This is a genomic window from Gordonia sp. IEGM753 (assembly GCF_050321825.1).
Taxonomy (GTDB): Bacteria; Pseudomonadota; Gammaproteobacteria; order Pseudomonadales; family Pseudomonadaceae; genus Aquipseudomonas.
This window is the reverse complement of the sequence record NZ_JBNQGB010000004.1, coordinates 169,953-181,807: the sequence shown is the minus strand read 5'-3', so window position 1 is coordinate 181,807 and position 11,855 is coordinate 169,953. Positions and strand designations below refer to the sequence as shown.

Below are 11,855 nucleotides of genomic sequence, written 5' to 3'. Positions count from 1 at the left end.
GTTGGGTGGCGTAGCCTCCCTTGAACATACACCCCGGTGCAGTGGGCGCTCACCGAACGTCGGATTGAAGACTGCATCGCAGCCGAACGGGGATCAAACCCCTCGTCACAGGTTATCGGCGCCAATGACCACGCAGGGATCAGGCAGCCATGGTTTTGACGTCAATTTACCGCTTTAAAATTGAATGGTCATTTAGCGGGCACGCCACTAAAGTGGCATTCGGCCTGTAGAGTAGGATACTCAAACAGCCCCCTTTCGCATGGTGAGTCAACGATTGACCCATAACGCTATCCAACGTCTTTTGCTTAAACGTTTTGCCCTCGCAGCCGGCACCTATGCCCTGGCTTTGTTGTTGCTGTGGCTGGCGTTTTTCACCGGGCACTATGATCAGCCGTTATCAAGCGTGGTCGTTGGCAGTGTGCTGGTGGTTTTCAGCCAGGTCGTGTTGTTTGTATTGTTTTATAGCGGCATCAATCTGCGTTTTCCCGATCCCAGCCTGACTGAAGCGCAGGTGTTGATCGGGCTGGGTTGGCAAACCTGGCTGATGGCTCATCTGGGCGAGGCGCGCGGGGCCTTCCTGGTGTTTTATGTGCTGATTCTGCTGTTCGGCCTGTTCCACCTGTCTCGTCAATCGTTCATGCGCTGTGCATTGTTGGTGTTCGGCAGTTTCAGCGCTATCACGCTGTGGCAGGGCTACCACTTTCAGTTAGTCGACCCGGCACTGGCCGCATTGCAGGCGTGCGTGCTGTTCATCGTCCTGGTGTGGCTGGTGCTTTACGCGCGCTACGTCCAGGTTTCCCGGCAACGGATGCGTCAGCGGCGTTTTGCCTTGCAGGCGCATCAGGACACCTTGCGCGGCATGATGCGCCAGCTCGAAGACCTGGTTGCCACCGATGAATTGACCGGGTTGTTCAACCGTCGGCACTTCCTGCGCCTGGCCTCGCGCGAATTGAATGCCATGGACGCAGGTGTGGTGCATGGCCTGGCGTTGATTGACCTGGACCACTTCAAACGAATCAACGATGTGCACGGCCATGCGGCGGGTGACCAGGTGTTGCAAGCCTTCGCTGGCGTGGCAACGGCCTGTCTGCGCGATGGGGATGTGCTGGCCCGTTATGGCGGTGAGGAATTTGTGGTGCTGTTGCCCGATTGTGACGCTGAACGCCTGACCTCCTGTTGCGAACGCCTGCGCGTGGCGTTCACCGACGTCGAGTTGATCGGCCTGAAAGTGGGGAACCTCAGCCTGTCCGCGGGCATGACCCTGCTTGAATTGGGTGACGATCTGGATGACGCCTTGCAGCGTGCCGATCAGGCGCTCTATCGCGCCAAACGCGATGGCCGCAATCGTTGCGCGGCGGCGTGGGAGAACGTCGGTGCCTGAGATACGGGTGGGTGAACGCCGGTGGTCGGTGGCTGCCGGCAGTAATTTGCTGGATGCGTTGAATCACAACGGTGTGTCGGTGCCTTACAGCTGTCGCGCCGGCAGTTGCCATGCATGCCTGGTGCAATGCGTGCAAGGGCTGCCCAGTGACAGCCGCCCCGATGCCTTGAGCGCCGAACAACGGGCGCAAGGCTGGCGTCTGGCTTGCCAATGTCAGGTCATCGAAGATTTGCAGGTGCACACCTACGACCCGCAACAGGACGGTCGCCCCGCCGAGGTCGCAGCAGTCGACTGGTTGAGCGCCAGCGTCTTGCGCCTGCGGTTAACGCCCGAGCGCCCGTTGCGCTATAGCGCCGGTCAGCATCTGGTGCTCTGGGCCGGCAACGTGGCACGGCCTTACTCGCTGGCCAGCCTGCCTGAGGAGGACCGGTTTCTGGAGTTCCATCTCGATTGCCGTCAGCCTGGTGCCTTCAGCGATGCCGCTCGATTATTCAGGATCGGCGATACGCTTCGCCTTGGTGAATTACGCGGCGGCGCCTTGCAATATGACCCGGATTGGCACACGCGGCCGCTGTGGTTGATGGCTGCTGGCACCGGTTTAGGACCGTTGTTTGGCGTATTGCGTGAAGCCTTGCGACAAGATCATCAAGGCACTATCCGGGTGATCCACCTCGCGCATGATGCCGGCGAGCACTATCTGGCCAAACCCCTGCAAGCGATTGCCGCCAGCCGTCCCAACTTGAGTGTGGAGTTGTGGACCCCGGCCGAATTGCCCACGGCATTGGCCCAACTGCGACTTGCTTCGCGGCAAACCCAGGCCTTGCTTTGCGGGGCGCCCGAGAGCGTCGACGCCTTTGCGCGGCGCTTGTACCTGTCGGGATTACCGCGCAATCAATTGCTGGCCGACGTCTTCCTGCCGCGCGGTTAAGTGCAGGCGAAACATCTTTGTAGTCAGAAACCAAAAAGCCCCGCCATTCACATGGCGGGGCTTTGATTTTTCAGCAACCGGTCAATCAGACCATTGGGTCGCCAACGTGCAGGATTTTCATGCCGTTGGTTCCGCCGATGGTGTGGTAGCTGTCGCCCTTGGTCAGGATGACCCAGTCGCCTTTTTCCACAACACCGCGTTTCAGCAGTTCGTCGATAGCCGCTTGGCTCACCTGCTCTGGCGGCAGTGATGCCGGGTCGAACGGTACGGTGTAGACGCCACGGAACATGGCCGCACGGGCTTGCGTTTCACGGTGCGGGGAGAACGCGTAGATCGGCACCGAAGAACGGATGCGCGACATGATCAACGGCGTGTAGCCACTTTCGGTCAGCGCGATAATCGCCTTCACGCCCGGGAAGTGGTTGGCGGTGTACATGGCGGCCAGCGCGATGCTTTGATCGCAGCTTTCGAAAACCTTGCCGATACGGTGGCTGGAGGTTTTGCTGGTCGGGTGCTTTTCAGCGCCGACGCAGATGCGCGCCATGGCTTGTACAGCTTCCAGCGGATACAGACCGGCAGCACTTTCGGCCGAAAGCATCACGGCGTCGGTGTAGTCGAGTACCGCGTTGGCTACGTCGGACACTTCAGCGCGGGTCGGCATCGGGTTCTGGATCATCGACTCCATCATCTGGGTCGCCACGATCACAGCCTTGTTGTGGCGGCGTGCGTGCAGAATGATCTTCTTCTGAATGCCCACCAGCTCGGCATCGCCAATTTCCACACCCAGGTCACCACGGGCAACCATCACCGCGTCAGAGGCTTTGATCAGCGCGTCGAGTGTGTCGTCGTCAGCCACGGCTTCGGCACGTTCAATTTTCGCTACCAGCCAGGCAGTACCGCCGGCTTCGTCGCGCAGTTGACGGGCATATTCCATGTCGGCAGCGTCGCGCGGGAAGGACACGGCGAGGTAGTCGACTTCCATTTCGGCGGCGAGCTTGATGTCGGCCTTGTCTTTTTCGGTCAGGGCCGGCGCAGTCAGACCGCCACCGCGACGGTTGATACCTTTATGGTCGGACAGCGGGCCGCCGATCAGCACGGTGCAATTCAATTCGGTGGCGTTGGCGGTATCAACGCGCATCACCACACGACCGTCGTCGAGCAGCAGCTCGTCGCCTACGCCGCAATCCTTGACCAGGTCCGGGTAGTCGATGCCGACCACTTGCTGGTTGCCTTCGGTCAACGAATGGCTGGTGGAGAAGGTGAATTGATCACCAATCTTCAGCTCGATCTTCTTGTTGGCGAATTTGGCGATACGAATTTTCGGGCCTTGCAGGTCACCCAGCAGGGCAACGAAGCGCCCGTGCTTGGCAGCCAGGTCACGCACCAGTTTCGCGCGAGCCTTGTGCTCGTCGGGGGTGCCGTGGGAGAAGTTCAGGCGGGCGACGTCCAGGCCAGCCAGAATCAGCTGTTCGAGAACTTCCGGCGAGTTACTGGCCGGGCCAAGGGTAGCGACGATTTTGGTACGACGGACGGACATGCAAAGACTCCTGAGTTCAAGCGCTGAGTGAGGCTACTATGCTCTTGGGGTGTAGTCATTGTTCATGTGCACTACTTTTCGTGAAGAGCTTTGTTATTTGCTTTTATCTTTCAAACGAACATTCCTGAAGATTTTCGCCGACGGGTCGATACAGAGCTCAAGACAGGAGAACCCCCATGCGATTCGCGCTCATAGCCATTCTTGCCCTCAGTGTTGTGGGCTGCACCCGTTTTGCAATGAACCATCATTTGAACAACGCCTACAGTGCGTACGATCGTGGCAATTGCGAGCAAGTGATGCTCGAACTGTCCAAAGTCGAACGTGATAGCCGCGCGCGGCCTTACGTGTGGCCGGAAGTGTCGATGATGCGCGGCCAGTGCCTTGAGCGGCAGAAAATGTTCATCGATGCGGCCCAGACTTACCAGTTCATCATTGCTTCGTACCCGCAAAGCGAATACGCCTACCGTGCCCGCGCTCGCCTGGAAACCCTGCAGAGTCTTGGCCATTACCCGACGCGAGCAGCCACTGCCGTGCGTGCGACGCAGTTCTGATTACAGCTGTCATTTAATGTCTGGCCCACTGGCGGCGGTGAGCTATAGTCGAATAAGTCGGTTTGAAACATAGTCTCCAATCGACGTAACACCTGTGATCGGTAGAGGTAAGCGACTGCGTTTGCAGACGGTCGCACCAGGAACGGGGAGAGCGCGCCTTTCAAGCATTCAGGCCCGTTCCGAAGCATTAGTGCGGCTCTGCTTAAGGGCCTTGCTGGGCAGACTGCGCATGTTCACTGAACGCCGGATCGAGCGGCATCAATTGCCGTATTTTCTGAGAGTATTCAACAGTGTCACCCAAAAGCCGATTGGTTATTTGGGCAATGTTTCCGGGGACGGGCTGATGCTGATCAGCCAGTTACCCATCATGGTCGGCGCCGTTTTCGATTTGCGCCTGAAAATTCCCGCAAGCGACGGCATCTTGCAGGTCATTGATTTGCGGGCGTGTTGCCTGTGGTGCCACGAAGACGCGACGCCTCACCATTATGACGCCGGGTTCAGCTTGCAATGCGTACCGCCGGAGTATCAGCAACTGGTTCACGCGCTGAAGCAATACTTCAGTTTTCAGCCGTTGCCGGCCTCTGCCTGAATCGTTAGAACACCCCGGCTTTCTTCCATGCCAGATAGCGGGTCACCAATTGCGCGCCGAGTTGACCGGGCAGGGCATCCACCACCGGTACTCCATGCGCATTCAACCGCTCATGGAGTTCGGACCTCGCGTTCAGATAATCCACGGTGCCACAGTAAGTCAGCGCTTCATTGATGGTTTGCACCGGTGATTGGCGCAGTGTGTCGAGCACGTCTTCACGCAAGCTCGCTACCAACACCCGGTGCTGCTGACTCAGCCGCTTGACGACCGTCAGCAGTTCTTCATCCACCTCGTCCCGCAGGTTCGTGACCAGGATTACTAACGCCCGACGTTTTTGCCTGGCCAGTAGCTGGGTGGTGGCCGCTTGATAATCGGCGCTGCGTTGAGTGCTGTGCAGGTCATAGACGGTGTTGAGCAAGACGTTTAACTGCGCCGCGCCTTTAACCGGCGGGAGGTAGCGCGGATTATCGCTGGCAAACGTGGCCAACCCGACGGCATCGCCCTGGCGCAACGCAACATAACTCAGCAACAGGCACGCATTGAGCGCGTGATCAAAATGCGTCAGGTCACCGTCCTGGCTGCGCATGTGTCTGCCGCAATCGAGCATGAAAACGATCTGTTGATCACGTTCGTCCTGATACTCACGTGCAATCGGTGTGCGCTGGCGGGCGGTGGCTTTCCAGTCGATCTGGCGCAGGCTGTCGCCTTCGCGGAATTCACGCAGTTGATGAAACTCCAGGCCCAAGCCGCGTCGTTGCCGTTGACGCACGCCGAGTTGGCTGAGCCAGTTATCCACCGCCAACAGTTGGCCGCCATACAGATGGGCGAAGTCAGGGTAGACACGGGTAGGGTCAGTCACGTCCAACAGGCGTTTATCCGACCACAGGCCCAACGGACTCGGCAGGCTGATTTCGCAGTGTTCGAAGCTGAAGTGACCACGCCTCAGCGGGCGCAGGCGATAGCCGATCTGGCTGCGCAGGCCAGGCTGCAGTTCGACCGTCAGGGGCAGGTGTTCAAAGCTCAGGCCGTCGGGTACATGGTCAAAGATTTGCAATTTCAGAGGTTCGGCAAAGTCATGCTCGACCTCAAGCCGCACCTCGCCCCAACGACCGAGCGCCAGGCTGCCGGGCATGTGTCGTTTCAGACGCGGCGACGGCAAACGCTTGAGACGCACGGCATCCAGCAGGGCCAAGGCCAGCAACGCCAGCAGTAAACCCCAGTTGATCGATAAAAGGTTCGATGGGATTGCGACGCCCAATGCCCGCAATGCGCCCAGCACAATGCCGATAACCAGCAGCACGGCCAGCCAGATCAATAGCAGGCGTGAGGGTTTCACAGACGTGGCGCCGGTACTTGGTCGAGCAGTTGCTGCAGTACTTGATCGACCTCAAGGCCCTCGATGTCCAGCTCCGGTGCGATGCGCACGCGATGGCGCAGCACCGCCAGCGCACAGCCCTTGATGTCATCCGGGAGCACAAACTCACCGCCGCGCAACAAGGCGCGTGCACGAGCGCAACGCACCAATGCAATCGAGGCCCGTGGCCCGGCGCCCAGGGTCAGTCCGGGCCAGCTGCGAGTGGTGCGGGCCAGGCGCACGGCGTAATCAAGCACTTGATCGTCCAGCGGTAAATCGCTGGCAATGCGTTGCAAGGCCTGCACGTCCTTAGCTTGCAATACCGTACGTAGCGGTTGCACATCAAGCATGTCGGCGCGAGTCGAGCGGCTGACCTGGCGCACCATGTTCAGCTCTTGTTCGGCGTCGGGATAATCCATGCGCACCTTGAGCATGAAGCGATCGAGCTCGGCTTCCGGCAGCGGGTAAGTGCCTTCCTGTTCAATCGGGTTTTGCGTGGCCAGCACCATGAACGGTTGCGCGATGGGCAGGGCTCTGCCTTCGAGGGTGACTTGCCTTTCCTGCATCGCTTCGAGCAGTGCTGCCTGGGTTTTTGCCGGCGCTCGATTGATCTCATCGGCTAATAAAAGGTGGGTGAACAGCGGCCCCTTGCGCAGTTTGAATTGCTCGGTTTGCAGGTCGTACACCGCGTGCCCGGTGACGTCGCTGGGCATCAAGTCCGGGGTGAACTGAATGCGCGCGAACTCACCACCGAAACAGCGAGCTAGAGCGCGCACCAGCAGCGTTTTGCCGAGCCCCGGCACACCTTCGAGCAACACATGGCCGCCGGCAATCAGGGCGGTGAGCACATCGTCGATCACCGTGTCCTGGCCGATCACGGCTTTTTGCAATTCAGTCCTGACGGCTTGGGCCAGCTGACTGGCGCGCTGGCGTTGCTGGCTGGCGTGAGACGGCGCGCCGGGCTCGATCTGTTCACTCATAAGGCGTTCCTCAAGGTTTGCAGGTGAGCCACCTGGCGGCTGAATTCAACGCTTGTCAGGCGTTTTTTCGGTCGTGGGCTCATTGCCTGGCTGATGGCGCGTGTGGGTTGGCCGGTCAGGCGTGCGAGCACCAGCCATTGTTCGGCGACGCCGAGTTGTTCGAAACCGGGATGACGGCGTCGCACACGGCGCAGGATGTCGTGCTGCAAGGCTTGCAACAAGCTGCTTTGGCCGCTGCGGCGCAGCAGGAAATCGGCGCTGGCGCGCAGGTGCTCCTGAAGTTGTCGGCGTGCCCTTGGCGCGGGTTCCAATAGCGGTCCCTGACGCACACCGACGTGCCACAAGCCAAGCCCGATCAACGCAATCAGCGCGACCAGCGCTTGTGGGAAATAGCGCAGGAGCAACGTCAGCAGGCTGTCGTGATCGGTGTTGTACATCAGCGTTACGTGGGTGTCTGCGGTCAGGTACCAGAGCAGCCAGGCGTTGTCATACTGCTCGATCACCGGGTTCTTCCACAGCTCGGCATCCGTGACCACGATGATCGAACCGAGCCCGTGATTCAGCTGCATCATGTGCGTGGCTTTGCCGCTGTTAGCCCAGGCCTGGGCGAGATTCTTCGGGTCTTCGAGGTGAAACGCGGTATCGAAACCGGCGTAGGCCGGCGCGCCCTCGTCCTCGATGTACAGCTTGGTCAGGTTCGGATACGGGTCGTTGACCGTGTCCGGTGGCGTGTCCTTCAAGTCTTTGCTCAAGGATTGGTGCAGCTGTACCCGGTCCAGTAACAGGTCGTTGCTTTGCCCGGTCTTTTCATCCCATAGCGCCTCGGCGACAAACAGCAGGCGACCACCGGTGCGTGTCCAGTTCAGCACCTGATCGACCTGGCGTGGGGTCATGTTGCTGCGGTCGCCAAGTAACAGCAGGCTGTGCTGACGCGGTTCGATGGACGGCAGAACGTCGAGACTGTTGGCATGGTTAACGTCCATCCCCTGTTTGCGCAGGAAATGTTCGGCGCCCAAGTACGGATCGGCCTGGGCTTCGGGCGCTGGGCCGTGATCGATTTCTTCCGAATACGGTATGGCCTTCAAGTACAGGTACAGGGTAAGTGCGGCCAATAGCGCCGAGATCAACACGCTGATGGTCAGCCACAGGCGCCGGTTCAATGTGCAGCTCCCGGACCGAACAAGGCGCGCCAATCGTTACACAGCTCCTGTTGCAGGTGCGCTGGCGGCAAGCGATGCCCGTACGCCATGTTCTGCCAGTGCGCGGTCAGGGTTTTGCTGAATGCCAGCAACGACGGTTGCTGCAGATGTGCGATGCGCTGTAGGACCTGGCCTTCGGTATCGGCAGGTTTCAGCGCCAGGTTGTAATCGTGTAGCAAGTGGCTGAGCAGCGCGCGGTAAAGCAAGCCCAAGGCCTCCCGTGGATTGCTTTGCCACAGGTGTTCTGCGCTGGCAGCGATGTCGGCGGGCAAGGTTTCGCGGGTCAGATCCAGGCCGAATGCCTGTTGTGGCAATGACCGTTGGGGGCTGGTTTTAAACGCTGGTCGACGGCCGACCAAGGCTTGCAATCCGTTCCGGTAGCGCCAGATCAACCACCCGGCGGCACCGATTACTGCACCCCACAGCAGCACCTCAAGTAACCTGGCCACGGCGCTGAAATGCTCAGCGTTCAGCAGCTCGAGCAGCGCCTTCATCCATCCCGGTAAAGCGCCGTGGTCTGCCTCGTGGGTAGCGGGTTTGTCGTCACCGAATCGATACCGGGTGACTGTTTCTTTATTCTTGAACGGTGGTTGTTCAAGGATGGCCTTGATGCTGTCGCGTGACGCCTGACTGGTCAACGGCTGGTCCAGCAGGCGCGGGCTGTCGGGGGAATTCGCCGGTTCAGTGGCCCACACGTCTGGCGCCGCGGGTAACAGCACAAACACCGCCAGCAACAGCGCGAGGGTCGCATTGCCGATGCGCTGGCGCATTCGGCGAAATGCCAGCTCGATGTCCCAGGCTTCCAGCACCGTGCGCCGGTTGAGGTAAAGGCTGAAACCGCAGGCCACGTAGATCGGTTCCCAGACAATCAGTACCAAGGCATAGAAAACATTGGTCAGATGCTCCAGCCACAGCCAATCTTTTTGCGCACCAGAAATCAAATTCTGCCAGTTCCAGTCCAGCTCCACGTGTTGTGGCAAAAGCATATAAAACAGCACCAGCAGGCCGATCCACAAGGCGCTTTCCAGATGCACGCCGATAATGGTCAGCCACTGCGCAGCCCCTGCATTGCGCGCCAGCAGCACCTGTAGACGTTGTTGTCGCGCTTGCCCGCGCAGGCCTTCGAGTTGCACGACCGGCATCAAAAAACTGCGGCTTAGGCTAAAACGTCGCCAGGTCAGGCTGGCGAGAAGTTGCGGCTTGAGCAGGCGCGGCCATTGGCGCAGCGCCTGTTGCACGGTGGGCGTTTCACCGAACAGGGTTTTGGACAGGATGTACAACGGCAGGCGTTCGAACGCCGGTTTAAGCCACCAGAAAATGAACAGCGCCGTCGACGGTGATTGCCAGAACACCAGGCTAAGTAAGGCGAACACCGGCAACGTCACTACTGCCCAACTGGTCATCAGCAGTCGTCGATGGCGCTGACTCAGCAACACACCGAGGTCCATGGCTTCCCAGGTGCTGCGCGGACGAATCACTACCGTAGCGTCACTCAGGCGCATGGCGAGCCCGTCCGGCAAACAACAAATACATCGCCACCAGCAACCATAGCGCTGCGCCGACCAGGTATTTGGTTAGCGGCTGAGGGCTGGTCATCGATGACCAATAGGCTTCGATAAACGCCGCAATCAGCAGAAACATCATCACCCCACAAATCAGCAGCACACTCTTGCGCGCGGCCAGGCGCAGGGCTTCGGCCCTTGGCAGGCGTCCCGGCGCGATCAATGCCCAACCCAGTTGTAAACCGGCCGCACCGGCCAAGGCGATGGCGCTGAGTTCGAAGGCGCCATGACCGATCACGAAGGACCAGAAGGTTTGCCCGTAACCAATTTGCGTCAGGTGCCCGGCCACTGCACCAATCATCAATCCGTTGTAGAACAGGAAAAAGGCACTGCCCAGACCCATCAACACGCCGCTGGCAAAGGTCTGAAAGGCGATGCCGATGTTGTGCATGATGTAGTAACCGAACATGACCCAGTCTTCGCTGGCCGCACGTTCTGCCGACCGACCGAGATGGCCGGCGATGGGGTCGTACATGCTTTGCATCTGACTGACCTGTTCGGCCGGAATCAGGTTGTAGATCAGGTTCGGAAACAGGTACACCAACAGCGCGAAACCGATCAGGCTGCTGAAAAACAACAGGCTCGCCGCCAGCACGAAGCGCCACTGCTCGCGGACCACTCGCGGAAAGTCCGCCAGGATGAAACTCAGCACGTTGGCGCCCAACTGGCTGCGATGCCGATAGAGTTGTTGATGGCCGCGCAGGACGTACTGCTGCAATGAATCAATCAAAAAACTGCTGTACCCACGTTCTTGCGCCAACGCCAAGTGATGGCAGAGGCGACGGTAGTCGCTGGCGAAACTGCGGGCGTGGGAGGTTTGCTTGTTTCTTTCAAGCCTTTCAAGCGTCAGCGCAAACTGTGCCCACTCAGACTTGTGGCGACTCTCGAAAAGACTTTGCTTCATGCGGGGCCTAACAAGCCGCGAGCGATGCCGTTGATTTCCGCGACGGCAAGAGGGGCTGATACCTGCAAGGGTTGAGCGAGGATGGTGGCAAGTTCATTAACCCGTGCTGTTGAAAGTTCACCCTGGCGTTCGGCGAAACCGAGGATGGCGCGCTGTTCTGTCAGCGTCAGGGCAAAGGGTGGGCGTCGCGGTTGAGCATCGGGAAGGAGCGGGCGGTCAAGCGGTTGTTCGCGGTAGATCACCAGCGTGCCGGCAGCCAGATCGCCAAGACGCTTGAAGCCCGGATGTTGCAGGCAACTGATGGCCCCCAGGAAATAGCCGAACGGTAACAGGTCGACGAATCGCAGCAGGTTGCGCAACAGCGAGGCAGACCAGCCAACCGGGGTGCCGTCATCGTGTACCACGCGCAGGCCCATCCATTGTTTGCCTGGTGAACGGCCCTGGTTGAGCACTTCGAACAACACCATGTACCACCAGCTCACCGCGAACAGCAGAATCGAGCCCAGCCCGGCACCGAGTTTTCCCAGAAAAGCCAACACCATGAACAGCAGGCCGAGGATCAACCCGCGCAGTCCCAAATCAAGAGTGAATGCCAGCGCACGCACCATTAAACCGGCCGGTCGCAGCGGTAAGTCGATGCCTTCCGGCGTCTCGACCTGATAACGGGTATCCAGTGGTGCGGCCAGCGTTGCTTTCCTTGGCAGTGCAGTGTTCTCGAGCATGGGCAACCTTGATGTGGCCTGATCGGGATTCTCCGTACGTCCGATGCTAGCAGTCTCTCGGGGGAAAACGACATAACTATGTAGCGCACCAGACACGACCATCACTGATTGAATGACAAGAATACTGGCCTGGGCGGGATGTGAGCGC

General features: G+C 59.4%; 11 protein-coding genes. 4 read left to right on the top strand and 7 right to left on the bottom strand.

Annotated features, from left to right (window positions below; translation table 11 throughout):
• The first annotated feature begins 274 nt into the window (after positions 1-274).
• Together ACQR3R_RS20550 and ACQR3R_RS20545 are read left to right on the top strand one after the other, a co-directional pair.
• Positions 275-1,381, top strand: a complete 1,107-nt coding sequence (locus tag ACQR3R_RS20550) for a diguanylate cyclase domain-containing protein (protein WP_428274760.1) — start codon at positions 275-277, stop codon at positions 1,379-1,381.
• The gene (locus tag ACQR3R_RS20545; RefSeq protein ID WP_428274758.1) at positions 1,374-2,309 is read left to right on the top strand and encodes an iron-sulfur-binding ferredoxin reductase; all 936 of its coding nucleotides are present in this window, start codon (positions 1,374-1,376) and stop codon (positions 2,307-2,309) included. Before ACQR3R_RS20550 ends, ACQR3R_RS20545 begins: the two co-directional genes overlap by 8 nt.
• A gap of 85 nt (positions 2,310-2,394) precedes the next feature.
• On the opposite strand, the gene pyk is transcribed toward ACQR3R_RS20545, so the two are convergent.
• Positions 2,395-3,846: a pyruvate kinase gene (gene pyk / locus ACQR3R_RS20540; protein ID WP_428274756.1), complete on the bottom strand. Its 1,452-nt coding sequence runs from the start codon at positions 3,844-3,846 to the stop codon at positions 2,395-2,397.
• A gap of 176 nt (positions 3,847-4,022) precedes the next feature.
• On the opposite strand from pyk, the gene ACQR3R_RS20535 reads away from it, so the two are divergent.
• Positions 4,023-4,397 carry a tetratricopeptide repeat protein gene (locus ACQR3R_RS20535; RefSeq protein WP_428274754.1) on the top strand — a complete coding sequence of 125 codons (375 nt, stop codon included), beginning with the start codon at positions 4,023-4,025 and terminating at the stop codon, positions 4,395-4,397.
• Positions 4,398-4,626: 229 nt separating this feature from the next.
• Entirely contained in the window at positions 4,627-4,986 is a 360-nt protein-coding gene (locus tag ACQR3R_RS20530) for a PilZ domain-containing protein (protein WP_428274752.1), read from the top strand.
• Positions 4,987-4,990: 4 nt separating this feature from the next.
• Here ACQR3R_RS20530 and ACQR3R_RS20525 read toward each other — a convergent pair whose 3' ends face one another.
• Genes ACQR3R_RS20525 through ACQR3R_RS20500 form a run of 6 tightly spaced genes read right to left on the bottom strand, consistent with a single transcriptional unit; the run spans position 4,991 to position 11,707 of the window.
• Entirely contained in the window at positions 4,991-6,322 is a 1,332-nt protein-coding gene (locus tag ACQR3R_RS20525; protein WP_428274750.1) for a DUF58 domain-containing protein, read from the bottom strand.
• A complete protein-coding gene (locus tag ACQR3R_RS20520) occupies positions 6,319-7,320 on the bottom strand; it encodes an AAA family ATPase (RefSeq protein WP_428274748.1) in 1,002 nt (333 codons plus the stop codon). Before ACQR3R_RS20520 ends, ACQR3R_RS20525 begins: the two co-directional genes overlap by 4 nt.
• Positions 7,317-8,480, bottom strand: a complete 1,164-nt coding sequence (locus ACQR3R_RS20515) for a DUF4350 domain-containing protein (RefSeq protein WP_428274746.1) — start codon at positions 8,478-8,480, stop codon at positions 7,317-7,319. Before ACQR3R_RS20515 ends, ACQR3R_RS20520 begins: the two co-directional genes overlap by 4 nt.
• Positions 8,477-10,021 (bottom strand): DUF4129 domain-containing protein, encoded by a 1,545-nt coding sequence (locus ACQR3R_RS20510; RefSeq protein WP_428274744.1) that lies wholly within the window; start codon positions 10,019-10,021, stop codon positions 8,477-8,479. Before ACQR3R_RS20510 ends, ACQR3R_RS20515 begins: the two co-directional genes overlap by 4 nt.
• A complete protein-coding gene (locus ACQR3R_RS20505; RefSeq protein WP_428274743.1) occupies positions 10,008-10,985 on the bottom strand; it encodes a stage II sporulation protein M in 978 nt (325 codons plus the stop codon). The genes ACQR3R_RS20510 and ACQR3R_RS20505 overlap by 14 nt, the downstream gene beginning before the upstream one ends.
• On the bottom strand, positions 10,982-11,707 hold the full coding sequence (locus ACQR3R_RS20500; RefSeq protein ID WP_428274741.1) for an RDD family protein: 726 nt from the start codon (positions 11,705-11,707) through the stop codon (positions 10,982-10,984). The genes ACQR3R_RS20505 and ACQR3R_RS20500 overlap by 4 nt, the downstream gene beginning before the upstream one ends.
• Between the last annotated feature and the right edge of the window lie 148 nt (positions 11,708-11,855).